Source organism: Halomonas profundus, from assembly GCF_020865425.1.
Classification (GTDB): Bacteria; Pseudomonadota; Gammaproteobacteria; order Pseudomonadales; family Halomonadaceae; genus Vreelandella; species Vreelandella titanicae.
In genome coordinates, this window is sequence record NZ_CP086344.1 from 1,545,345 (window position 1) to 1,570,065 (window position 24,721).

Here is a 24,721-nt window from a genome sequence, read left to right on the forward strand (position 1 = left end):
AGCCGCGTGCAGCGTTTCTGGAGATAACAGTGATTGTTGTTAAAGACCTGCATAAATCCTTCAAATTGTTTGCCTCACCGCGCGAACGCTTGAAAGAAGCCCTTACTGGCAAGAGTCACCATACCCAGCATACCGCCTTGGACGGCGTCAGCTTCGAGGTGGCAGCGGGTGAAGTGCTTGGCGTATTAGGACGCAACGGCGCGGGCAAGTCGACGCTGCTAAAACTGCTCACTGGCGTATTGATGCCTGACGCAGGCAGCTTACAGATCGATGGTCGAGTAACCGGGCTTCTAGAGCTTGGTACTGGCTTTAATTCAGAGCTCAGCGGCATCGACAATATCACTATCAATGCACTGATGCTGGGTATGACGCATGGGGACATCGAGCGTCACAGAGACGCCATCATCGAGTTCTGTGAGCTAGGCGAGTATATCCATGAACCACTGCGGACATACTCCTCCGGCATGGTCATGCGGCTAGGCTTTGCCATTGCCATTCACGCCGATCCCGCCTGCTTTTTAGTCGATGAAGCACTTTCGGTTGGAGATGGCTACTTTCAACAAAAGTGCATTCAGCGTATCCGCCAATTTAAGCAAGAGGGCGGCGCTATAATGTTTGTGTCCCACGACCTCAATGCAGTCAAAGTACTTTGCGACCGCGCGATTGTATTAGAAGGAGGGCGTTTAATTCATAACGGCGACCCGGAAGGCGCTGTTAATCATTACAACCGAATTATGGCCGAGCAGGCAGAAGGCGATGACCTGCGAGAAGGTGAATCCGGTGCCTTCGGTACCCAAGAAGTCGTGGTAACCCACTGCCATGTACAGGGGCAAGATAGCCAAAGCTCAATGCTTGCTAGTGGCGAAACACTGGAAATTCATTTGCGCTTAAAGGCCAGCGCTGCACTTGATGACATCGCCCTTGGAGTACTGTTGCGCGATCGTTACGGGCAGGATGTGTTCGGCCAAAATACCCATCAGCACAAGCAAACGCTGGTCATGAGTGAAGGTGAGGAGCTCGATGTAGTAGTGCGTATTAAGGCCAACATCGCACCTGGCAAGTACACCCTCTCTGCCGCACTTCATTCAAGCGACCACCACCTGGAAAACTGTTACTGGTGGCATGACAGTCTCGATACCTTTGAAGTGGCGGGCTACCGGTTCAGCAAGTTTTCAGGTATGTGTCGCCTAGACTGCGCTTTTGAAATAGGCCGCCAGCATGACAAATGTTGAGCAGGATATAGATACGTTGGTTAAGCGTCTCAAAGATCAAGCGATGTTGGCGGATACACAAGATTCGCTGGCAATTGAAAGCTGGCTCTGGTTATGGCAGCAGCGCCTTGTGCCTATTTTGCAAACACAACAACATCGACTTTACGATCCTCGTGCGCCGCGCCTAGCCGAGCTATTGAGTGCTCATCTAGATGACCAGGCATTTGTCGAACGCGCCTATAGCTTCCTAATGGGGCGTATGCCAGACCAGCAAGGGGCTCGTTATCATAGCGAGCTTGCAGCCCGTGAAGGTCGAGTTGCCACGTTAATGATTCTGCTGCAAGCGACTGAAACCCAAGACTACATAAAGCAGGAGCGGCTAGAGTTGCCCCGTGGACTGCTCCGGCTCAACCGCTGGCATCGGCGGTTAACGGCGCTGTCTGGCGTTTGCCGTAGGGGGTTGTGGGGGTGGAAAGTGATTGTCAACTTACTGTGGCGCCGTTATCAACAACGCTGGAAAGAAGAGGGCGAATTTTATGATATTTTAGTTCATCAAGGGCAGCGCCGTGAGGAGTATCAAGCGTTAGCTATAACGCTCACTGAAATGGCTGATATACAACAAAAAATGATGACTCTAGGCATTGCACTGCCAGATACTTCACGACCGGGAGCATCATTATCACAAGCGGCATCATCGCAAGCAAAGCCACCGATTAAATGGCTAAGCGACGAACAGGCTGCTGCCATGATTAAACTGTTGCGCGATGCTCTACGAGGGTTAAAGGCCAACCACAAGGAAGCACCGTGAAGCTACTCGTGACAGCTAACCATACGCCTTTTATCGCCGGCGGTGCCAACTATCATGTGGAAGGATTAGTGGCGGCGCTAAGGCGTTATGGGCACCAAGTGGAATGCCTACGCCTACCGTTTCACTATGGCGAAACACAGATTGAACGCCAAATGATGTTTGCTGAGCAACTCGACCTTACTGCTCCAAACGACGTGTTGGTTGATCGTGTTATCAGCCTGCAATTTCCTACCTATGGCTTACACCACCCCGCACATGTGGTTTGGTTAATGCATCAGCACCGCGTTTGCTATGAGCTTTACGACCCCAAGCAGGCAAGTCCCGCACTGGCCGCATTAAAACCCCAGGTAGAAGCGTTTGACCGGCGCCACCTTAGTGGGGCCAAACACCTGTTTGCCAACTCCCCCCGTGTGGCCGAACGCTTGCACTATTATAACGGCTTAATGGCGGAACCGTTGTACCATCCTCCTCACCAAGCTGAACACTTTACCTGCGGTGATGACTGGGGCTATGCATTTTACCCTAGCCGACTGGAGCCGCTGAAACGTCAGATGCTATTGATAGAGGCCATGGCGAACACCCGGACGCCCATAAAGTTATTGCTCACCGGTGAAGGCAGTCAGCGTCGCCAGCTTGAAGAATTGATTGAGCGCTTAGGCTTGGGTAACCGAGTGCGGCTATTAGGGCATATTTCCGAGCAGGAGAAGCGCACATTATACGCCCATGCGTTAGCTGTAGCGTTTCCTTCCTTTGATGAAGATTATGGTTATGTCACATTAGAAGCAATGCTAGCCTCCAAGCCCGTCATTACCTGCACTGATAGTGGTGGCCCCACAGCATTTGTTGAGCACGGCGTGACTGGCTGGAAATGCGAACCATGCCCTCAGGCACTCGCTGCGGCGTTGGATGATGCTTATGCACACCGCGCTCAGGCTAAGCAAATGGGTAAGCAAGGTCGTGAGGCCTATTGCGCGAAGAAAATTTCTTGGCATCAAGTTGTCACAAAGCTGGTATACAGTGAATAAATGGGGCGAACAAACGGTTGGGCGCTGAGCTCAAAGCGAGAACTGGATCGGTAGCTCGATACCGCAGCAGTGATTGCGTTGGGTCAGTTATTTGTCAAAAAAAAGCAATAAAACGCCCAGGAAAATTTGACCTAAAGGCTCAAGCAGCTATTTTGATACGAGTTTATTCGCCAGGTTAAAGAGGGCGCCTTCTCAATCTAAGTATTGCAAGAATTGCTCGCATCGCTTTATACTGATTATTAGCGATCAGTGTTCGAAAACGTGGAGTTCAGCAAAAAAACTTCACGAGAGGGTTCTGACACAGCTGGCTTGACGTTAGCGCGAAAACCTAAAACAGGTTCCCTGTAGTAGGTTTTGACGTTGAGTGCTTATTGTAGTAGGTGCTCACACAGGTAGCGGTAGCCTGTGTTGCTTTTGCAACCTTGTCACGGTCATAGCAATTGACTTATCTTGATGTGTGACATTACATTAGGCGTGTTCCAGTTGATGTTAGTAGTGTAGGAGGATCAGCCAATCTGCTTAGTCAGTACGCTGAAAACTATGCTATTTAAGGAACCTAAAAATACCTTGAGCGCTCAAGGTGATAAGAGCCGCCTTTGTAGGTGGTATCTTTCTTAAGCAAGGAGACTATAGTCCCATGGCAACACAAGAGAATTTGAATCTGGCTCAACAATTATACGTAGCCTATTATGGCCGCCCTGCTGATGCAGAGGGTCTAGAGTTCTGGGCAGAGGAAATTGAAGCCCGCGGCGCGCAAGCAGTTGTTGGTGCTTTCGGTACTTCCGAAGAGTACACCACTCGTTTTGGCGACCTTGAAAACGAAGAACTGGTAAACGGCATTTATCAGCAGTCTTTTGGTCGTGATGCTGACGCTGAAGGCCTTGCTTTCTACGTAGAGAAGTTGGAAAGCGGTGAGCAAGATTTGGCGAGCATTGCATTAACCATCGTCCAGAATGCAACCAACACTGATGAGCCAGATGCCGATACGCTGGCAAATAAAGTTGCTGCAGCCGATCTCTATACCGAAGCGGCAGGTGATGATCAGTCGGGCACCGCAGCTGATAACTATGCTGCTGAATTCCTAGCCGGAATTGACGCTAGCACTGACCTTGGCGAGTTGGACATCGCTGAAGTTGTTGCAGGTATTCCTCAGCCGACTGAACCTGAAGAGCCGACTGAGCCTTCTAATCCTGGCGAAACGTTCGTCCTGACTGAAGGCCGTGATAATTTAACTGGTACTGACGCAGACGACACCTTTGTGGGGCTCGTTGGTCAAAACCAGAACGGTGCCGTTTCTAACGCACTGTCTACTGGTGACATTCTTGACGGCGGCGCTGGTCGCGACAAGATCGAAGCTAGCCTGATTAACGACCAGAAAGTAGATGCTGGAGACGTTAATTTCGGTACTGATGCTTTATATGTCGCGCCGCGTACTACTAACATCGAAGAAACACACATCGAAGCATTGGATGGCGTGGTTCTGGATGCTGGTCGTATGGACAGCGTTGAAGAGTTCTGGTCTGACAACAGCGATCGTTCAGGTCTCTTCATTGATGACGTGCGTTTGGGTAGCAAACTGTCCGTCACCAAAGACATCACCTTCGGTATGCGCAGTGTTGACACTGATTCCGACCTGCGTGCCGCGTTCGATACCAACTCGCTGACCAAAGAAGGTCCTCAGCAGAGCAACTCTCAGTTGATGGTTCGCGTTGCTGACGTAACCACCGCAACACCTGAGACGCCGCTGGCTAACGTTGAACTGACTATCGGCTTTAGCGTTGATGGTGAAAACTACGTTCTAGAAGACGTGCGCTCTACTGACGGCACTTATGCTGGCTTGCAAGAAGCGGTTAAAGCACAGTTGGACGAGCTGGGTCTTAACGGCTACAACGTTGAACTGGCTAACCCTTACAACCAAGTAACCGTTGCCGGTAACACTGTGAACCTGCCGTTCACTGCCCAGGAAATCCTGGTTACCGATCCGGAAGGTAACGCTTTCTCTAACGTTAGCTTCGACTACAACAGCGTTGAGTCTGTTGACGATGAATTCCTGGTAGCCGGTACTGCTCAGCCGGTTGAGCCGGACGTCAGCACTACCTTGATCGAAACCAATCTGATTCTCGACAACGCTGGTCGTGGCTCCACAGCTGGCGATGCCATCATCGGTGGTATGTCCAACTCTCAGAAAGTTATCGAGAAGCTGAACCTGGAAGTTGATCGTAGCAGCAAGGTAGACAATGTTCTTACTGCTCACGGCATGACTGCAACTGGTCAATCTGAGCTTGTTGCTTTCGAACAGATCGAAGTAACTTCTGGTGCTGCTGAAGGCGACCTGTCTATCGAAAACGTAGGCAATGTCTACAACTTCGACGCTACTGCTTTTGCAGGCGAGAACCTTTCTGTAGCTGGTCAAGCAGGTTTGGATTCAACTGCTAATGACTGGGCGCCGAACGCTGAAAACAAGGCTCACGTCTATAACACCAGTGCCAGTAACGACAGCATCACTGTAGATTACTCCCTCGACAAAGCTGCTGAGTTCAACGGCTTCTCACTGGGTATTAATACAGGTGCGGGTAACGATACTGTTCACACCATTGCTCAAGGCGCTGACGACTTCAGCCTGCCTAACCAGCAAGATCTGCAACACAACGTTGTGGTCAACACTGGTGAAGGCGATGACGTTGTTTGGACTGAAGGCGCAGGCGGTGTATTGATCAGCACTGGTGCTGGCAACGACACCATCTACAGCGACAACAGCGGTTTGTCTCAAATGAACAGCGATTTGGGTGCCACTTGGTTGGTTAACACTCAGAACACTGCATTTGATGACCTGCGCGGCAACGCGGCTGGCCTCTCCTCTGGTCAAACCACACCTGCTGGCAACGATATTCCTGCTGTACTTTACGGCGCTCAGCTGACTGTAACACTGGCCGGTGCTAGCCTTGGTGGTGCAGTAACTTCTGCTGCAGCTGATTCTTTCGACAATGGTTTCGAAGGTATCATCAACCTGAACGATATCCTGGGTGACCGCGTCTTCGGTGATCAGCGTGATATCAATGCTGCAATTGCACAGGTTGTTAACAACCATAAAGTGCTTAGCAAGCTGCTGGTTGCTGAAAACGGCCCAGACAACAGCCTCGTGATCCGTTCACAGGTTGATGGCCAGTTTGAAGCCGATGATCTGCAAATCACCTTGTCACCTGCTGGCGTAAGCGGCATGAGTGATTCGGCTAAAGGTCGTCTCGAGTCTGCCATCCGTGAAGAGTCTAATGACTCTAACTTCGACGGCACTGACGCTAACCTGCAAGCCGTATTGAATGGCTCTACCAGCGCTGCTCACGGTATTAACGGTATCGGTACTGGTGGTGGCGTTCAGGCTGACACCTATACTGGTACAGCCTCTACTGCTGACAACACCGGCAACGAAATCAATGCTGGTTCTGGCGGCGATGTTATCGTTCTGTCAACTAACGATGTCAGCAACGAAACCATCGTATTTGAAGATAACTTCGATCGTAACACCGTTGTTAACTTCGACGCCGACGGCACTAGCACTGGCGCTGATACTCTGGACTTCACTGCCTACTTAGGCAACGAAGAATTCCAGGGCAGCACTTCTGCAGAGTCGCGTGATACGTTCCCGACAACTGGCGTTAACGGTGGAACTACCGTTACTGCTAACAACGTTATCACCATCAACGACTTTGCTGCTGGTACTGGTAATGCTGCAGATGAGACTTGGGGTGGCTTGACAGCAGAAAATCTGTTGGCTGCTATCCAAAACGGCAACAACGCTGGTTACGGCAGCATCGTCGACGGTACTCTCGACGTATCTGCCAATGTAGCTGACCTTGTTGGCAATACCGTTAAATCTGTAGTGATGATCGAGAACGATAACAACGCTGGCGAATACAAAGTGTTCGAACTGACCGGTTCTGGTGTCAACGACGCCAATACCGCCAACGAGTTCACTGATGCGTCGCTGGTTGGTATCGTTGATTTCGGTAACGAAATCGATGCTTCTGCTGTTAACCTTGCGTAATAGCGGACGCACTCCAGGTGTCGGTCTTGTACCGACATCTGGTTCCTAAACGTTATATCTTTGTTGATATACGTATGGGATAAACTGAACCCCGATCCTTGGATCGGGGTTTTCTTGTAAAGGAGATAGCATGTCAAATTGGGTTACTTTATCGCGTCAAAAGCATGCATCCATGCGTTATTCGCCGCGCCAGAACTATCGGTTCACCGCGGATCAGGCAGTCGCACCGATTCTGGCAGGAGAACTGCGACAGGCTTTGACGCAGTTCGTTATGGGTTTTATTAAGCGTGAAGAGCGCTATCATCTTGTTGCGTTGCTTGGTCGAGCAGCGCATTCACACCACTATATCCACCCCGAGGATGGTCGTTGGCTAGGGACGTATGTTCCCGCCCATTTTCGTGGTTATCCTTTTGCAGTAGCGAGGCGGCAGGACTCAGATGAAATGGTGCTGCAAGTCCATGCTGATCATCTGTTACAACAAGGGGGGGAGCCACTGTTCGATGAGCAGGGAGAGCTGACAGAGACGGTAAGGCGGCAGCTCGACTTCGTTGGTGAGTGCGCTAAGAACCGTCGCCTTACTGACACTGCCTGCCAGACACTTGCTGAGCAGGGTATCTTGAAACCATGGCAAACTACTGAAGACGGGCCAGGCATTAAAGGGCTTTATAAAGTCGAAGAGGAGGCCCTGAATAGATTGACAGCGCAGCAGTTGCATCAACTGCAAGGAGTGCCTTTGGCGGTAGCCTATGGTCAGATGTTTTCCATGGCGCAGCATGACCAGTTGGCACAGCGTGCTGCACTGCATGCCAAAATAGGCGTGACTGAATCAGTCGATGAATTATTTGCAGACGATAGCGATGATCTGCAATTCGATTTTGGTTAGTAATTTAATTGTATACGCTTGTTTCTGCATTGTTTGAGTTTACTTATTAGACATCCAAACAATGTATGCTATACAGCTAAAGTTTTGTCAATTATAGACACGCAAAGATACAATGTTGGTAATGCCCAGCATGGGATAACAGCATAATTGGGTTGCGGTGAATAATTAAGCTCATTCCGAGAATATCAGAAAAAATTTTATTGGCTTTTAACGAAAAGTTATGAGGCGGCATCTCGCAGCGTAGAAAATATTCTGAGCAGTCCAATGTTGCTTTATAAGGTAAGCCATTACTGGCTTGTTAAAGAGGTTTATCCATGACCCGTTATGTTGGTACTGATAGCAATACCTTTCCTTTCTCAGCCGTGGCTTACTTAGAAGCTACCTTTCATGATGGTACACGGGTCTCAGGCTCGGGTACGTTGGTCGGTCGTAACGATGTACTGACGGCTGCCCATGTGCTTTATGATCCCGTATTGGGGGCTGCTACTGATGTAGAAGTGGAGTTTGGCCGCGATGGTGGGGCACGCCCTTATGGCACCTTTCAAGCGGCTGGACTTGATTATTATGAGTTAGATGTTGAAGAACCAGGGTTTTTGTCACCGTCCGAAAGCGAGTATGACCTTGCTTTAGTCTCGTTAGGTGATGCCATTGGTGATGATATTGGTTGGTTTTCATTGGGGGATTATGCCTCTGGGGAGACCTATCGTGTGACAGGTTATCCCGGCGTATATCGTGATGCCAGTGGCCCAAGGCTCATGGAAGACAATAGCGCCACAACACTTATGCCTGCTTATGACTTAATAGACCTCAAGAACTTTGAAATTAATCCAGGTAATAGCGGTGGGCCAGTATGGTACTCATCAAGTGACGGCCCAGTGGTAGTAGGCGCCGTTTCGACTGATGAATGGGCGGCTGATGTGAGTGCTCACTTAGCAACGCTTGATCAATGGATTAAAGGCAATGACGGCTTGATTTCTCCACTGCCAAGCCAAGACGCTGAGGATAGCGCGTCTTATGTGGAGACGTTTGAATCCCTGCTAGCTGCAGCGGGTTGGGAGTGGTCTGAGACGCTTGATCAAGCGCTGCAAAGTCGAGATGAGCTACTTCGCTACCCTGGTTTAGAAAGCACTATCGATCCAGTGCTACGACTCTATACAGGTCTGCTAGGGCGAGAGCCGGATAAAGAAGGTGTGGAGTATTGGGTATCACAATTCAATGCGGGAAGTAGCTTACGCGTTTTGGCGGATAGCTTTGTGGTGTCGGAAGAGTTTACTTACTTGGCAGACCAGCTGGGCGGTGGAACGCAGGGGCGTATTGAGGCGCTTTATAGCAGTGTCCTTGGCCGCGATCCGGATTCAGCGGGGCAGGCATACTGGTTAGAACAGCTCGCAGGGGGGCAAGTAGAGCTGGCAGACATTGCGTTAGCGTTTACCAACTCGGCAGAGTATGTGGATAGTAGCTACTCTCTGGTTCAGGGGGCAAAGCTGTTAATGTGGGGCGTTGATTTGCAGGCTTTAGACCCAGAAGCGCTTGGGTTTGACAGTCGGTCGACGGCAGCTGAAGAGGAATTGGCTACTGCATTGGTACGCTTGTATACCGGTGTGCTAGGGAGAGAACCTGATGAGGAAGGCTTCGACTATTGGCTTGAAGCGTTAGCAGGTGGCAAATCACTTACGTCCACCGCTGCCGACTTCTTTGCAAGCAGTGAGTTTTTGGATAGCCAAACTGAGACGACGGCAGAGGTGCTGATCGACTCCCTCTATGAGGAGGTTTTAGGACGTGCCCCAGATGCAGAGGGAGCCGTCTATTGGCAGACGCAACTACAAAAAGAGGCATTTGATGGGGGGGATTTGGTGTTAGCGTTTACGAATTCTGATGAATACATCAATGCAACTCAAGCTAATGTTGATGCATACGTTCAACAGCATTACGAGCAGGGTCTTATTGGGGTGCCGGAAGATATCGAGACATACCTGCTGGGCTAGAAAACATAGCGACTGAATGAATCCGACTGACTAACGCCAGAGGCGCAGGACGAATCTTTTTACCGTGCTGATTGAATTGAGTACAATGCCGCGTTGATTTTAAGCGACGAGATTGGGAAGTGATGGCGAAATTACCGAAAAGTATCGTTATTGAAGGGCGTCGCTACCCCACGTGGGCATTAAGTGCCAAAGCGCGAAAACAGCTGGTAAATTTAGGCCTTGTAGATGCGCACATTGCAGAGCTCCATCAACGGCTGGCGCATCACCATGTCGCTCGCAAGCATTATCAATTACTGTTGGCAAGCGCGTTGCCAGATCCTCAGCGACAGCCTTCGGTATCCGAATCCCCCCGATACTTCTGGCAAAGCGTTTCAAAAGAATGGGCGCAAAAGCATTGGCCCATCAGAATGGCTACATTTCGCCTGAGCGATTTTGAGTCGACTAACGATTACCGGCAAGATGATCGAGTACTATGCTACGTGAAAGGTCATGGGGTAGTGGGCTGGGGAGTGGTTGAGGAGGACACTCACTCAACCAAAAGGCATTTGGTCTGGCAAGTCGGCGTGCCAACGCTGGATGCCGCACTGCCTGCTAAAACGCTAAAAGAATTTTCGCTACGCCACCCTAGTCGCCCATCTCAGGCGTTGCCAGCTACGGCCGATATTGATGGGCTGTTGACAGCGCTTGATACCCAAGCAGCGTAGTAGAAGGTTTGCTAGGTGCACACCGCTTCGACATTTATGCGCGTAGCTGCAATAATTTACCGCTAATTTGTATTACCCTAAGGAGCTTTGTATGGCGAAGGATAAAGCACAAACCGTTACTATCGACGGCAGTGAATTCAATGTGTCAGATCTATCTGAAAATGCACGTAATCAGCTACTCAACCTGCGCGTGACTGATCAAGAAATTCAACGTTTGAATCAGCAGTTAGCTATCGCCCAAACGGCTCGTACAGCCTACGCGCGTGCGCTAAAAGATGAGCTTCCTGAGCAAAAGACACACTAAAAGAAGACATTGGTCAGGCATGGCCATCTTGATCTACAAGCCAGTCAGCTAATGTTGACTGGCTTTTTTATTGTGCTTCTGGGTAGGTGGAAGCCAGTCATACTGTAATGAAAAAGAGGATAGAAATACTCGTGCTGGAGCATAGAGGTCTCTGACGATGACTTAGCCAGCACATAAGCCCAGGGTGAATATTGACAAATAGGGTGCTTGTCTCTATTCCTTAAAGGGGTGTGAAAAGGATGGCTTTAACTCTGAGCCTTCTGCGTGAAAAATATAAAGGTGCTTAGTAAAGTGCTGTGACTAGCGGTAGCTGCCTATTTTCAGCTTCGCTAATGACGCTCCACCGGCGATACAGGGAACGATATGTAGTGATGCCTGGAGGCATTAATGATGACAACTCTTTCCATTGAAAAAAATCTACAAACTCTTTATTTGGGTGTCCTAGGGCGCGCGGCTGATCCAGACGGGTTTAATTATTGGCTAGAGCAGGTAGAAAGCGGCTCAGTGGATATGGATGGTGTGTCGGCGTTTATGTTGCAGTCTGAAGAGTTCCAGGCAAGGCGCATTGAACTGTCAGGGCTGGAAGATAATGAGTGGATAAACGAAGTTTATCAAAGCCTGTTTGCTCGTGAAGCAGAGGCAGAGGGTATTGAATATTGGTCGGAGCAGGCTAGTGCTGGGCTCTCTCCCCAAGCGCTGTTACAGGCTCTAATTGGGGGCGCTAGCCCGACAGATGCAGAGGCGCTCGAGGCCTATGCCTCTATTGCTAATTTTTATTCGTCCAGTGTTGATGCTGATAGTTACGATGCAGAACGCCCTCTTGTGCAGGATGGCTTTCGCAGCAACGAACAGCTTTATCAAGACCTGGAAGCGCTAGATGCCAGCTATGATACGTTGAGCTTAGAGCAGGTTGGTGAGTCGCTGGAAGGCAGGCCCTTATATAGTGCCACGGTAGGCGAAGGGGTGCGCCAATTAATGATCGTGACCCAACAGCATGGTGATGAACCAACCGGGACAGAGGCGGCCATGCATTTTCTAGAGTGGCTGAGCGGTGACAGTGAAGCTGCTCAAGCATTGCGTGAGCAAGTGACGTTAACCGTAATGCCACGAGTAAACCCTGACGGTTTTGAGCGCTGGGAGGGGCTCGTTGCAGGTGAATTAGATCCTGAAACAACCATCGATCCCCGTCGTAACTCCGAAGACATTGACCTTAACCGTACCTGGGATTCTAGTGAAGTGATTGATGCATCATTAATCCCAGAAACCACCGCTGTTAGGCAGGTGGTCGAAGCGATTCAACCTGAATTAATTCTTGATTACCATAACCAAAATAACTACATCAACGAGTCAGGCAAGCTCGACACTATGTCAATCTTGTGGCCAACCAATGATGACGTCGATCCCACCATTACCGCAACAGCACAGCAAGCGGCGGTAGCTATATCACAAGGGCTCGATGATTTTGATTATGGCTACTTGTCACTGTTTCCCGGTGGCGACACGCCACAAATAGCACGCAATGGAATTGCTATTGATGGTGTGCCTACACTCCTCATTGAGCAACGGGGCCTGGAAGAGCTGAGCTTAAAAGCGCTGGAAGGGCTAGAGCTAGATTTTGATGCGGTTTCTAGCGCCATAGTGCTTGAGGGTGTACTGAGTATGCTAGGCGTTGTCGAGGCTATGGGGAAAAACAGTTTTGATAGCATTGATCCTGCTTTGGCAACACTGATACCTGAGCGCGGTGAGCGAATTGAATTTGACGAGATTTATGCTGAAGAGATCGAATGGGCAGGCGAGGGTGAGGAGTCTCATCAAGGCGAGATAGGCGCAGGGCTGGATACGCTGATGGAAAGTACGCCCATTATTGGCACCTCTGAGCCTCTTCACCAAGAATTGCTAGTGGCTTAAGGATAGACTTGTAGCCCATTAGGATTGAGTATCAAAAAAGCTTCCCCATAAGCTCTGAGTTTGAGTAGGGGAAGCTTTTTTATTACCTCACCAAGCCACTTGGCTCTCAAAAAAACTGCATGTATTGAGCGACGGGAGGAAATCGGCACCGCCACTTACTTAGTTGCGGTGCCGTTGGGTTAGTCCATAGCCCTAGCCGAACAGGTAGGACTCAAGGTCAGTTTCGACGCCTACCAGGTTGGCGGCATCAAGATAATTATCCACTTCTGAACGACTGAGCTGCTGGTGCTCGTTTGAGTCAGTAAACGCCATCACCATTTCAGTCAGGCTGGCATCTCCGTTTTGCAGCACCTCTTGCCAATACTGCTCACCTGCGGTGTCCGGTGAGCGATTTAGCACCCGCTCATAAAGCGTATCGATCAATATCTCAAAATCTATCGGTTCTCCGGTGGTTAGCAAGTCTTCGCTTTCTAGCAGGCTTGCCGCTAGTGCTTCTGGCGTTTGGCCACTCTCCAGCCATTCATTAAACGTCGCCTCATTAGGTGACTCTCCGGCTAAGCCGGTATAAAGCCGGACTAACGTCTCCGCTAAGTCGTCTTGATCGGCCGTTACGCCGGTATCAAAACCCAGCGAGCGCATTTCCATTTGTTCTAGGTTCACGCCCCAGGCCAGCAGCTTATTGCCGTTCACTAGAGGAGGGTTGGCGTTGATATACTCCTGTGATTGGACAAACCAACGGGCGACCTCACTACGATCCCCGTTGTTGCTCTCAAGGATGTCTACCCAGTAATCGCGGCCGCTCTCATCCGCGGCACGGCCTAGTGCGGCTTGATAAAGCGTATCCACAAAGGTGGCATTATCGCTGCCCATGGCTTGTAACGCGGTGCTCACCTCTTCTGCTAACATAAAGTCCTGAACAATATCGTTGAAGCTGCCTTCTGCATTTTGCTGTGCCACCCAGTACTCCAAGCCTTCCCGTTCAGCAACGCGATCAAGAATGCCGTTGTATAAACGGATAATGGGTGTCAGCACCGTATCGAACTCAGGGTAACGCACAAAGGTGGCGGTATTACGCAGCTGTTCCAAGAGCTCAGATGGCAATTCCCATCCCTTTTCAGTGAATATATCAACAAAGTTGGCGAGCTCAATTGGCTCGGGTTCAGGCTCGGGTTCAGGCTCGGGTTCAGGCTCAGGCTCAGGCTCAGGCTCAGGCTCAGGCTCAGGCTCGGGTTCAGGTTCGGGTTCAGGCTCTGGCTCGGGTTCAGGCTCTGGCTCGGGTTCAGGCTCAGGTTCTGGCTCTGGCTCTGGCTCCGGTTCTGGCTCTGGCTCTGGCTCAGGTTCTGGTTCTGGTTCTGGTTCTGGTTCAGGCTCAGGTTCTGGTTCAGGCTCTGGCTCAGGTTCTGGCTCCGGTGCTGCTTCCACCGTAAAGGTCACAGTTCCAGAGACCCTTTCCACACCATCCTCGCCACCATCAGCCAGGGTAAAGTCAAAGCTGGCATTGCCCGCACTGCTGCCCGCCGTAAATGTCACCAAGCCATTGTCGATGTCTTGTTGGGTAAACGTCTCGCCTGCGGCTAAGGCGGTACCATCGAGCAATAACGTACCGGACGTTGGCAGGGTGTTCAGTGTATAAGTGAGCTCATCGCCAGCATCATCCGGATCGCCTTCATTCAGGTTGGCCGTCGTTAATGTGACGCTACGGCCGGCTTTTACGCTGGGGCCTGCGTTGGTGGCGATGGTAGGTGCATTATTGACGCCTTCCACTGTCACGCTAAGGGTGGACGTGCTGGTATTGCCTGCGGTGTCTTGAATGTCGACGGTGACATCGGTGGTAAGCGTGTCACCGTGGGCAAGGGCTTCAAACTCACCATTGGGGTCGAAGCTAGCCGTGCCATCGGCTTCGATAATAAAGCGCCCGCCGTTGCTGCCCGCCACCGCGCTACTCAGGGCATCGGCACGGTCATTCACAGCGGTGATAGGGGCCGTGTCGTCTGCGCCTGTGTCGTTATCGGTGAGCTTATCGCCGGCTCCGTTAACGTTGGTCAGCAGGGCCTCCCCCGCGTCTTCACGTACCGTGGCCGTTGTATCGTCATTGGCGGTGGGCGCGGTGTTATCCAGGGTTAGCGCAAGACCCGCCGATGCGCTGCTGGTATTACCTGCGCTATCGCCAACCAGCGTATCGATCGTGTTGAGGCCTTCACTCAGGTCGCCTTCGGCCAAGGTGAAGGCCCAGTCACCGCTGCCATTGGCGGTGGCGCTACCCACGCTGATGCCGTCGACACGTACCATCACGGTAGCGCCTGCCTCGGCCCCGGTGCCGATGAGGGTGGGTGTATTGTTATTGGTGATATTGTCGTTATCGCTCACACCGCTATCGGAATCAGCCGCTAATGTGGGTGCTGGGGTAGCCGCGGGCGAGTTAGCATCAACCACCAACTCAGCGCTGTCGGCCAGATTTTGACTGCCGGGCAGCGTATCAAGGTCCGCCGCTACGCCGTTATCGTGGGCGACCAGCGTGGCACCGCCGGTCAGGGTTAGCGAGGCGACGTTAAGCCCATCGGTGTCCGTCTCACCCTCTTGTACCGTATAACGGCCACTAAACTGCGTTTGGTTAGCGGCGTCGCTATTGGTGAGAAGGATCGTTGCGCCGGTGTTGAGTGTAGCCGTTAGCGCGCCGCCGTTGGCAGTAAAGTCGACCGCTTTATCGAACGTCACGGTGATATCAATGCTGCTGCCCACCGCAAAGGTGCCATCGGCGGTGGGCGAGGTAATCGCCTGAATCGCCGGGCTGGTGGCGGTCACCACGCTGAAGAGGTCGTTTTGCGTTACGGCGGCAAGCGTATTGCCCGCCGCATCCTGAGCATCGCTGACTCGCACATCCACGTTATTGATCACTTCATTGGCATCGGCAGTGTCAAAGGTGGCGATATAGGTCTTGGCATCCGTCCAACTGCCGGCGTTAAAGGTAAGCGTGTTTGTGGGATCTTCCGTTGGGAAGGTGATCGTGGGTGCAACGCCAGTATCCATCGCTTCGTTGAAGTTCAGCGTCAGGGTAAAACGACTGCTGCCTATTTGATCATCAGTGATGGTGGTGAGCGACGGTACAATAGCGCCATCCAGGGTGGGGCGAGCCGCGTCGATGACATCAGCACTCTGGCTGATTGCGGTAGTGTAAGTACTAGAGCTATTGCCTGCCGCATCGGACAGCACAAAGTTAACGGGAATATCGTCGCCTGGGGCGCGGGATGTATCCCCCTCCTGTACCGTGTAAGTGGCGGTATAGTTGCCGCCGCCCTGATCGGTAAAACCGGTGACCGTTACCCCGTTTACCGTGCCGGCGTCCAGCGACAAGCCTGCCTCTCCCGCGGTAATAGCGACGGTCACGGTATCGCCGATTTTATGACTGCTATTCGGTATAGAAACGCTGGTGATGACGGGCGCTACGGCATCAATGACAATGTCTTTGTTGGCGCTCAGCGAGTGGGCAGTCCCCGGTGTAGGCAGGGTGAGTTCGCTGTCGTTGCCTGCTGCATCGCGAATGGAGCCGCCATTGAGGATGATACCAGCGTTGGTCAGCGCCAGATCACTGGACTCATCCCCCGCCTGGACGGTATACGCAAACGTCAGCTCGTCGGTACCTGAGCCAGCCACATACTCTATGGTGCGATCCGTTGCCCCGGTTTCCAGCGTCAACTGCGGTGTACCGCTGACCGTCACGGCTTCGCTGAACGCTAGGGTGATGTTAACGGTGTCGCCTGCTTTATAAGTACCGTCGGCATTCGTCGAGGTGATATGGGTTACACTCGGGTTCACCACGTCAACGGTATGTGCAGTGCCGCTGGAGAAGCCCTCCGAGGCATTGCCTGCACCATCATTGATGTCGGTGCCGTCGTTCAGGTCAAGGCGCAAGTCGCCTTCGCCAGTAATGGTATCCACAGTGACGGTGTAGCTACTGCCGGAGCCTGAAATGGAGGCGATATTACCCGACGCGCTGCCGGTGGTGTTGAGTAGGAAGTCATCGATAGAAACATCGTCGACGTCTTCGCTAAAGGTAACGGTGTAATCCACTGAGGAAGCATTGGCCGCAGGCGAACCACTGGGCGCAATACTCGTAACGCTAGGCGCGATGGCATCAATCACAATGTCCTTGTTCGCACTTAGCGAGCCGGCGGTACCTGGTGTGGGTAGGGTGACCACCGCGTTGTTGCCTTCGGCATCCTGAAGGGTACCGCCACTGAGCAGGATCTCGCTGCCCGCCAGCGCCAGATCGCTGGTTTCATCGCCCGCTTGAACGGTATACGCGAACGTCAGCGTGTTAGTCCCGGAGCCCGCTGTATAGTCAATGACTCGGTCAGTTGCCCCGGTTTCCAGCGTTAGCTGCGGCGTCCCGGTGACGGTCACAACTTCACTAAAGGTCAGCGTAATATCAACGGTGTCACCCGCGTTATACGTCCCGTCGGCCGTCAGCGAAGTGACGTTGGTGACGCTCGGCTTGACCAGATCAACGCTGTGAGCCGTACCGCTGGTGTAGCCTGCCGGGGCATTGGTGGCCCCATCGTCGATATCGGTGCCACTGTTAAGATCCAGGCGCAGGTCGCCTTCACCGCTAATACCGGTAACGCTGACCGTATAGCTGTCACCGCTGCCAGCAACCGCACTAATAGTGCCCGAGGCGGTGCCGGTAGAGGTGAGGGTGAAATCGCCGGCGTCAACATTGTTGACGCTTTCGCTAAAGGTAACGGTGAAATCGACGGATGCAGCATTGGCATCGGGTGAACCGCTGGGGGCAATACTGGTAACGCTGGGAGCCACATCGTCGGTGACGTTGATGGTGACATCTTGCGTTGATGCGGTATTGTCATCGGTGGCTTGTATGCTGAGCGTATAACTGCCGGTAGCGCTGGCGTCGAGCTGACTGGTATCGCTCAGGGTGATCTCGCCCGTGGAGTCATCGATAGTGAAGGCGTTGCCGGTGTTGCCGGACTCGATGGAGTAGCTCACCGAGTTATTGTCGCCAGTAGTGGCGACAGTGCCTAGGGAAGTGCTGTTGGTATCGCTCTCGTTAATACTAAAGGATTGGCCGGCGGTGATGACCGGGGCGATATCGTTGACCGCTATGGTGACGGTTTCATCGGTAGAGCTATTGCCATCGTTAGCACTTAGAGTGAGGGTGTAACTCTGAGTGTTTTCAAAGTCGAGTGCTGCTTCACCCGCTGCATTTAACGTGACTTTGCCGTTGGTAGCATTGATATCAAAGTAGTCTTCCCCTGTACCACCGACAATCGAATAAGTGACCGAATCAATTCCGCCACCGTCTCCATCGTTCGCTTCTATATCGCTATCTGCCAGCACCACTGTGCCACTGATGGCGGTTTCATCGATATTGCCGTCGTTGATGGTAGTGAACACTGGCGAGTTGTTTGCACTAGTAAAACTGATGTCGTCAAAATAAAACTGCTCAGGGTCAACTGGTGCCATAGTAAACGATATGATGCCAGTAAAGCTGCTTAAGTCAACGACACTGGCGTCGTTTAGATTAGCAATGGGGCCGCTGGGTATATCCGTATGACCGCTGGCGCTGAACGTAGCCTGAGTTTCGCCAGAAGTTGTCAGGAGTTCGATCGTTCCCATATCAACAACTTGATCGAATGTAAAAGTATATGTGGTTCCTGCAGTGCTGTAGTTAGTCTCTACATAAGCGGCAAAGCCTTCCAAATTATACATGGAGCCTACATTTTGCAGACCCAAATCGGCGCCATTAGACGCCGATATTGTCAAGGTAACCCCGTTAACTTGTTCGCTGACAGTTAGTCCGTTATCAATGGCGTTACCTGAATCCCAATCAAATACAGATTCTGCCGCCAGCAGCCCTTGCCAAGTGCTCTGCTGCTCAATACCTATTAAACTGCTGGTTTCTACTTGACCATACTGCTGCTCTAACACCCAGTTGCCGCCAAGGCTGTTCGCACCGGTTAAGTCATCGGAGGCGGCCACATCCGCCCCGGTTACCCGTGCTAGCGCTTCCACAAACCGCAGTCCCTGCTCGTCCGCGCCAACATCACAGCCGTAAATCAGGATGTCGCCGTTTGGCCCCAATGCTTCGCCCCATTGTTCCAGGAAGCTGGCATAACTCGGCAGAGTCTCGCTATCAAGCGTGCTGTTACCAAGCGCTATACGACCCTCACTGCCGTGGGACACGAGGTGGATGGCGTCAAATTCGCCGCGCTGTGCTAACGCCTGGGCGATTTGTTCAACGCCGTTAGCGCTGGGGTCTAACAGTATGACCTCGGTATCGTCGGCCACGCCGTTAAGCAGTGTTTGGTAGTCTTCAACTCGGGGGTCGACGAAGATGACTTCGTTACGACCAGTCGATTGGCTTGGGGACGTTTGGCGGGTGGGAGTATTCATAAAGAGCACACTCTTTAAATTGTCTAGAGATTTGGTTATATGTTTGTGTAGATTTTATCTGTAAGCATTTGTTTATATGTCTTTTCTTATACGGCGTCGACCCGGCAATAGGCAAGTGACAGGCTGGAGCTGTCGCCGTCAAAGATAGCAACCCGAAGCGCTGTAATGTCCATTTTAATGCTCCTAGTGCAGTTCTTTTCTCCAGAATCTTTCTAAAGCACGTCGCTGACAAGGGGTTGTGAGAAGCTGATACTGAAGTGATCCGTTGTGCTGTGGGTGACCGTTCTAGTAGTTTCAGTGATACCCAACTGATACTGTGATTCTGCGGCATTTAAGCTGAAATGCTGAGTATGACAGCCGTCACTGAGTAAGCGACACTGTCTGTGATTGATATGATATAAAGACGCTCACAGGGTGAAAGATGCATACATTGGATTTCCCTATTTCAACACAGTTTTCAACACTGCTGGATGATCTGGTCGCTCGATTAGGCCCATCTTTCCACGTTCAGAAACACGTGATCGCGCTCTTCGCTACATCAAAGGGCCCCGCTGCTGTGTGAAGTATCCTAAGCTATCATTCAATTTTTCTTTTTTAGCTTTTTCTTATTTAAATTACCTTGCTGCTTATGCAGTTTTTGGGTCTCTTACTACGGAAAAACAGTTGTTAAAGTTTATTGAGGCAATTACCAAATAAGTACTAAGATTATGGTCGCTGGCCTAAGTGTATGCAAGATTTTACTGCTAGGTTTAATGAGGCTATGGTACTAGGGCGTGTAGCAGGCTTGTCAGCGGTTAGTGGCCTAAGCTAGTGGACAAGTAGTTGCCGTAAGCATTAAGCGACGCCTTATTAAAGGCATTTTTATTACAACAGTAACAAGGAGTGCTTTATGGATCCATTTCTAGGCGAAATCAAAATGTTAGGTTTTCCATGGGCGCCTGTGGGCTGGGGGTTATGCAGTGGTACCCAGCTATCTATTGCACAGTATCAGGCTCTCTTCTCTTTGCTCGGCACTGTTTATGGCGGTAACGGCCAAACCACCTTTAACCTGCCAGATCTGAGAGGGCGAATGCCCAGAGGGCAAGGTCAGGGAGCGGGCATGCCAAATGCCACTATCGGTGAGCAGGCTGGAGCGGAAAACCGCACACTGACTATCAATCAAATGCCTCAACATACCCATGCCGCTGGGGCAATGACCACACCTGATGCCGCCAATGAAGACACGCCTGCCACAGGGGATTATCTAGCCAGCGGTAAAGTTAATCTCAATGACCCGGTTCGTAATTACTATCGTGGCACCCCCTCTGGCACGGTTGAATTAGGTAATGGCCAAACGGGCATTACCGGAGGGAGCCAACCGTTTAACGTTATGAACCCTTATCTCGCCCTGAACTTCAGTATTGCATTGCAGGGTATCTATCCATCCCGCCAATAGGTAGGGCAACAAGTGATGGTGGCCGAACGTTTGGAGGTTCGGCCTCTTATCGTAGGAGTCACAATGTTAGGCACCATTACGGCGGCGGACTTTCAGCCGCTACAAGGACAAGTGTGTATCTTTGAAACGGTGAACCCAACGCTTTCGGTGAGATTAACGGTCGAGCAAGTCACCAGCCGCCCCGACTGCCAAGTGCCGGGGGCAGGCGAAGGGCGGGAGCCTTTTGGTGTTCTTCTATCGGGGCAACAAGCCGAGGTTGATTTTACCAGCGCCACCGGGGTCTTGCGCTTAGGCGACGGGGCAACGCTGGAAGGCGTCTACATTAACCGTGTGTTACCCCCAATGGGTGGCGACCCGCGGCCCTGGTATCAACTGGTTTTTAACTAATATTTTTAACTAATAGTTGACTAGGGCGTTTGCGGATACCAGACCCAGCGTTCTACTGCCCCCATTAATCTTTCAAAGCGGAACCCTAGCTGCTGGTAAAGCTGTTTGGCATAAACATTAAATGGATCGACGGAAAGGGAAACGGGGCTCATAACTTGAGCCCCTGCTGCCTGGACTGCCCTAAGAACGACAGCACCATAGCCTTTATTACGTGCTCCCTTGATCAGCGCGAGGTCGAGAATATGCACTTCGTTGGCACCGAAATCCACGGTGACACGGCCGATCCGCTCACCCTGTTTCTCGACGATATAATACAAGGCATTGGGGTAGGCAGTTCCATAACCGATTGCCTGGGCCTTAACCTGCATCTCAAGCAGCGCCTCAATCATATCTTGATCAGCCAGCGCCAGTTGCAGGTCTTGCCGGATATCTCGATAAAGCGCTTCAAGAAAAAGATTATCTGAATCTCTGGAGGGTCGAAGTTGCAACCCATCGTTTAAGTGTCCGCCAATACCTGCCATTCGTTTGCCATTGCCCAAGGATATAAGTTGATTGAATTGCCCACCACTACAAGATAAACGTGAGCTTGCCAAAAATCGTGAGTGCTCACCAACCCCCTTGGCCCTCTAACAAGCTTCGGGTGTTGTTATTGAGCGGTAAGCGGAAATCGGCGCTGCCGAGTACCATGGCATCGCCTGCTCGCACGACCCGAGCACTTACATAGACGTAGTCCTGGCCCTGTGCATAGGTGCCCATTAAAATTGAACGGGCGTTGTGCTGAGCGGTTAGGCGCTGAACTTGCCGTGAAAGAATCAATTCCCCCACGCTCTCTTCGATAAACATGCTGTCGCGCATTTTGACTTCGCGTACCTGCATACCCTGGCGGGCCAGTGCGGAGGCCATAATTTCAGAGCTAATACGCCCAAGCGTAGACGACTGGCTTAGATTGTCGATGCTCACAAAAGTGGCAGCAATCATGGGGCTATAGCGCGTGAGCTCTGGATTGCTGGCAACCATCTGCTCGGCAGCGGCATGAACCAATTCAGAGAGATCGGGTTCCGGTTCGGCGGGCGTATTGTTAGCATTGCCCAGCGCGCTGCAACCAGCCAGTAACAGTAGCGTTATGCCCATGGTCATCCCACGGGTAGCATGGCCGATAGAGCGAGCGCGCCAAGTAGTGAAAAGTGTCATCAGCATGAAATTACCACGTATCAGTAAGGGAAACGGAGGGTGTGGTAGGTGCCTGAGGCACGCGATGGGGGGCATATTGACGACGGTCACCGGCATTGATGTAGTAAATGTTGGACGAAGAGTAGAGAATTCGTTCGCCGTCGATAATTTGCGTGGTCACGATGATCTCTTCGTCACCGGTGTATGTCCAACTACCGCTGGTGGTATCGGCAAGCATGCCGGCGGGGATTAATCCCAGCGCAGGTTCGCTCCACTGATTAAACGGAATCGTGGCTACCGCAATGCCCGCGGTGAGTGCGGTAAAAGCGCCAACCGGTGGGCGGATAAAGCCGCGGTCACGGTGCTCGACAACTTCGACGTCGATAGTGATATTGGCGCTGTTTGCAGTGGGGACGGTGGTAAGGTTAGCGCCCCGTGACACCAGTTCGCTGGTCAGCAGTGCGCGAAAGCCACGCCCAAATTCACCGCCACTGTAGGCGTGCAGTGCTTCACTGTCTGACTCGCTGATGTGTAAATCGCGATTGCGAACGCGCTCGCGTTGTAAAATGCTGGTAGCTTCATGGCGGGCCAGCACATCCCAGTGGTGAGCTGCCTGCATACGTTGCTGTTCGGTATAGGGGTAGGTAGTGGCGATCGGCGCTTGAGATGTATTGGCATAAAAGCAGCCGCTAAGCATTAAGCTTGCCAGCCCCAAACTAACAGGACGTATGAAATAGGGTAATGGAAATAATCGGGGACGGGTGCGCACCTGCTGGTTCCTTTTTCGCTACAAAACGGCTTTTGATAGACTATGTGCTTTGCTTAGTTTGCCATGCCTAATTCGACGTATCTAATTCATCATACCTAGCAAGATCGGCCACGAGGTTAAAAACTTGAATGAGCGATAATGCCAATGCTTGAAGATCACCGCGGCGGTCCGCGCCATGATTCGCTGATGTCGGCCTATCATGAAAGTGATAGCGGTAGCGGTTGGATGATCAGTTATCTCGATATCATGACCTTGTTGGTGGCTCTGTTCGTGGTCATTATCGCCGCTGCAGGGCCGGTTATTCCTCAATTGAACCAGAAGGATAGTGTGAGCGAGGACGCGGGCACATCCTCGCCTACTTTGGGAGTCCCCCTGCCTGAAGCATTGGCCCAGGTAAGCCATGAGCGTGAGAGTGTCGCCCGGTGGAGCAGTGCAGGATTGAACCCCATGGCGATTAGTGCGGCACTTGGCGTGGCAGGGCTGCCCAAGCTGGCCGATCTTCCTCGACGAGTCAGCTTCGGTGTTCCACCGCTTTTGGCAGCACCATTGCCGCCTGCTGAGCCGGTTATTTCCTTACCAAAACTACTGATGCCCGCGGGCAGCGATGATTTTACATCGCCCTTAGCTGACTACATGGTGGTGTTAACCGACCACCCCCCGGCAAATGTACAAGTGGTGAGCGATGAGTCAGTAGCGGGGGCGACTGCGCTAAATCAGGCGCTTTCGGAACGCGTTGAAGAGTCTACCTATTTGCCCGACCTGGAGGGTGTTGAAGTATCGCGGGTGGCTGAGGGGATTAGCCTGCGTGTACAGGATCAACTGCTGTTTCCCTCTGCCACGGCTGAGCTAACCAACGATGGGTCGTCACTAGTGAGCAGTTTGCTCGAGACTATTCAGCGCTACGATGGCGAAGTGTGGGTGGAGGGCCATTCGGATAGCCAGACCATTAGCACCGAGGAGTTCTCATCTAACTGGGCGCTGTCGAGTGCTCGTGCCATTGCCATTGTGGAAGCGCTGGAAGCGGCGGGCGTGGATGCTGAACGCCTTCGCGCAGTCGGCTTGGCAGCAACAAAACCGCTAGAGAGCAACGCCACCGCGGAAGGGCGTGCACGTAATCGGCGGGTTGAGGTGGTGATTCATGTGGAGTAAGGGGCAGTTAATAGAGGAGTAAATAGCTGCTCAGCTATAAGGAAAATGTCATTGCGAGAAGCGCAGCGACGCGGCAATCTGATTTGTCAGTGATAGCTAACCCCGAGATTGCTTCTCTATGTTTGCAATGACGGCAACATGATCGCCACGCTTCGCTCGCGATGACATAAGAGGGGCAATGACATAGAAAAAAGCCCGCCGGGGGAGGCGGGCATTAAAGGGCTTGGCTCACTGCAGTCCACTGGCATCAGGTGAGGGGTGTACAGGATTGTCAGTGGGTACAATATCAGTATAGCTATTTATTAAGCGTTGCCAAGTGCGGTAAAGCTTTTTTTACTTTTTATCATCTTAGTTATCGCTAATGCTTATTCTGAAAGGGGCTGTACAAAGCGCACCGATCTGCTTCATGCACTTTTGTGGTGCGTTTTAACTGCCTCTTTTTGGTGCTTGCAAGTACTCTGATTTATTTATCCCGTCAAATGCCACGTAACCCTCTGTTGAATAGACACTTCTCTGTTCTGGCTTATTAATTG

General features: G+C 51.7%; 16 protein-coding genes. 12 read left to right on the plus strand and 4 right to left on the minus strand.

From position 1 onward, the window contains the following. Window positions 1–29: 29 nt before the first annotated feature. The 9 genes from LMS44_RS07005 to LMS44_RS07045 all read left to right on the plus strand — a co-directional run bounded on the left by LMS44_RS07005 (window position 30) and on the right by LMS44_RS07045 (window position 12,870). A complete protein-coding gene (locus tag LMS44_RS07005) occupies window positions 30–1,232 on the plus strand; it encodes an ABC transporter ATP-binding protein (protein ID WP_278371852.1) in 1,203 nt (400 codons plus the stop codon). Further along, on the plus strand, window positions 1,219–2,019 hold the full coding sequence (locus tag LMS44_RS07010) for a hypothetical protein (protein WP_009288100.1): 801 nt from the start codon (window positions 1,219–1,221) through the stop codon (window positions 2,017–2,019). Before LMS44_RS07005 ends, LMS44_RS07010 begins: the two co-directional genes overlap by 14 nt. Then, a complete protein-coding gene (locus LMS44_RS07015) occupies window positions 2,016–3,044 on the plus strand; it encodes a glycosyltransferase family 4 protein (protein ID WP_089690598.1) in 1,029 nt (342 codons plus the stop codon). The genes LMS44_RS07010 and LMS44_RS07015 overlap by 4 nt, the downstream gene beginning before the upstream one ends. Window positions 3,045–3,681: 637 nt before the next feature. After that, window positions 3,682–7,086, plus strand: a complete 3,405-nt coding sequence (locus LMS44_RS07020) for a DUF4214 domain-containing protein (RefSeq protein WP_498947160.1) — start codon at window positions 3,682–3,684, stop codon at window positions 7,084–7,086. Window positions 7,087–7,216: 130 nt separating this feature from the next. Next, window positions 7,217–7,969, plus strand: coding sequence for a SapC family protein (locus LMS44_RS07025; RefSeq protein ID WP_211593771.1), 753 nt, complete (start codon window positions 7,217–7,219; stop codon window positions 7,967–7,969). A 314-nt stretch (window positions 7,970–8,283) separates the two neighbouring features. Further along, complete coding sequence (locus tag LMS44_RS07030) at window positions 8,284–9,954, plus strand: DUF4214 domain-containing protein (protein ID WP_498947161.1); 1,671 nt, start codon at window positions 8,284–8,286, stop codon at window positions 9,952–9,954. A gap of 407 nt (window positions 9,955–10,361) precedes the next feature. Continuing rightward, window positions 10,362–10,658 carry a hypothetical protein gene (locus LMS44_RS07035; protein ID WP_278371845.1) on the plus strand — a complete coding sequence of 99 codons (297 nt, stop codon included), beginning with the start codon at window positions 10,362–10,364 and terminating at the stop codon, window positions 10,656–10,658. A 91-nt stretch (window positions 10,659–10,749) separates the two neighbouring features. Next, window positions 10,750–10,962 carry a DUF6447 family protein gene (locus tag LMS44_RS07040; RefSeq protein ID WP_022519984.1) on the plus strand — a complete coding sequence of 71 codons (213 nt, stop codon included), beginning with the start codon at window positions 10,750–10,752 and terminating at the stop codon, window positions 10,960–10,962. A 387-nt stretch (window positions 10,963–11,349) separates the two neighbouring features. Further along, window positions 11,350–12,870 (plus strand): M14 family zinc carboxypeptidase, encoded by a 1,521-nt coding sequence (locus LMS44_RS07045; protein WP_498947162.1) that lies wholly within the window; start codon window positions 11,350–11,352, stop codon window positions 12,868–12,870. 192 nt (window positions 12,871–13,062) lie between these two features. Here LMS44_RS07045 and LMS44_RS07050 read toward each other — a convergent pair whose 3' ends face one another. Further along, window positions 13,063–19,278, minus strand: a complete 6,216-nt coding sequence (locus tag LMS44_RS07050; protein ID WP_498947163.1) for a DUF4347 domain-containing protein — start codon at window positions 19,276–19,278, stop codon at window positions 13,063–13,065. Between the two features lie 889 nt (window positions 19,279–20,167). On the opposite strand from LMS44_RS07050, the gene LMS44_RS07055 reads away from it, so the two are divergent. Both LMS44_RS07055 and LMS44_RS07060 read left to right on the plus strand, forming a co-directional pair. Beyond that, on the plus strand, window positions 20,168–20,713 hold the full coding sequence (locus tag LMS44_RS07055; RefSeq protein ID WP_278371842.1) for a phage tail protein: 546 nt from the start codon (window positions 20,168–20,170) through the stop codon (window positions 20,711–20,713). Window positions 20,714–20,776: 63 nt separating this feature from the next. Further along, on the plus strand, window positions 20,777–21,100 hold the full coding sequence (locus LMS44_RS07060) for a DUF6916 family protein (RefSeq protein ID WP_089690610.1): 324 nt from the start codon (window positions 20,777–20,779) through the stop codon (window positions 21,098–21,100). A gap of 20 nt (window positions 21,101–21,120) precedes the next feature. Here LMS44_RS07060 and LMS44_RS07065 read toward each other — a convergent pair whose 3' ends face one another. From LMS44_RS07065 to LMS44_RS07075, 3 genes are all read right to left on the minus strand, one after another. After that, window positions 21,121–21,621 carry a GNAT family N-acetyltransferase gene (locus LMS44_RS07065; RefSeq protein WP_241254249.1) on the minus strand — a complete coding sequence of 167 codons (501 nt, stop codon included), beginning with the start codon at window positions 21,619–21,621 and terminating at the stop codon, window positions 21,121–21,123. A gap of 85 nt (window positions 21,622–21,706) precedes the next feature. Continuing rightward, window positions 21,707–22,237: a FlgO family outer membrane protein gene (locus LMS44_RS07070; RefSeq protein WP_035538611.1), complete on the minus strand. Its 531-nt coding sequence runs from the start codon at window positions 22,235–22,237 to the stop codon at window positions 21,707–21,709. Window positions 22,238–22,301: 64 nt separating this feature from the next. Next, on the minus strand, window positions 22,302–22,967 hold the full coding sequence (locus LMS44_RS07075; protein WP_235976189.1) for a hypothetical protein: 666 nt from the start codon (window positions 22,965–22,967) through the stop codon (window positions 22,302–22,304). A gap of 210 nt (window positions 22,968–23,177) precedes the next feature. Between LMS44_RS07075 and LMS44_RS07080 the strand changes: the two genes are divergently transcribed. Next, on the plus strand, window positions 23,178–24,188 hold the full coding sequence (locus tag LMS44_RS07080) for an OmpA family protein (RefSeq protein ID WP_317890272.1): 1,011 nt from the start codon (window positions 23,178–23,180) through the stop codon (window positions 24,186–24,188). Window positions 24,189–24,721 lie beyond the last annotated feature (533 nt).

Excerpts from the sequence above, each read along its gene's own strand:
- LMS44_RS07010 (WP_009288100.1), top strand. The coding sequence starts at position 1,219 with ATGACAAATGTTGAGCAGGATATAGATACGTTGGTTAAGCGTCTCAAA.
- LMS44_RS07020 (WP_498947160.1), top strand. The coding sequence starts at position 3,682 with ATGGCAACACAAGAGAATTTGAATCTGGCTCAACAATTATACGTAGCC.
- LMS44_RS07025 (WP_211593771.1), top strand. The coding sequence starts at position 7,217 with ATGTCAAATTGGGTTACTTTATCGCGTCAAAAGCATGCATCCATGCGT.
- LMS44_RS07030 (WP_498947161.1), top strand. The coding sequence starts at position 8,284 with ATGACCCGTTATGTTGGTACTGATAGCAATACCTTTCCTTTCTCAGCC.
- LMS44_RS07035 (WP_278371845.1), top strand. The coding sequence starts at position 10,362 with ATGGCTACATTTCGCCTGAGCGATTTTGAGTCGACTAACGATTACCGG.
- LMS44_RS07040 (WP_022519984.1), top strand. The coding sequence starts at position 10,750 with ATGGCGAAGGATAAAGCACAAACCGTTACTATCGACGGCAGTGAATTC.
- LMS44_RS07045 (WP_498947162.1), top strand. The coding sequence starts at position 11,350 with ATGATGACAACTCTTTCCATTGAAAAAAATCTACAAACTCTTTATTTG.
- LMS44_RS07050 (WP_498947163.1), bottom strand. The coding sequence starts at position 19,278 with ATGAATACTCCCACCCGCCAAACGTCCCCAAGCCAATCGACTGGTCGT.
- LMS44_RS07055 (WP_278371842.1), top strand. The coding sequence starts at position 20,168 with ATGGATCCATTTCTAGGCGAAATCAAAATGTTAGGTTTTCCATGGGCG.
- LMS44_RS07060 (WP_089690610.1), top strand. The coding sequence starts at position 20,777 with ATGTTAGGCACCATTACGGCGGCGGACTTTCAGCCGCTACAAGGACAA.
- LMS44_RS07065 (WP_241254249.1), bottom strand. The coding sequence starts at position 21,621 with ATGGCAGGTATTGGCGGACACTTAAACGATGGGTTGCAACTTCGACCC.
- LMS44_RS07070 (WP_035538611.1), bottom strand. The coding sequence starts at position 22,237 with ATGACCATGGGCATAACGCTACTGTTACTGGCTGGTTGCAGCGCGCTG.
- LMS44_RS07075 (WP_235976189.1), bottom strand. The coding sequence starts at position 22,967 with ATGCTTAGCGGCTGCTTTTATGCCAATACATCTCAAGCGCCGATCGCC.
- LMS44_RS07080 (WP_317890272.1), top strand. The coding sequence starts at position 23,178 with ATGCCAATGCTTGAAGATCACCGCGGCGGTCCGCGCCATGATTCGCTG.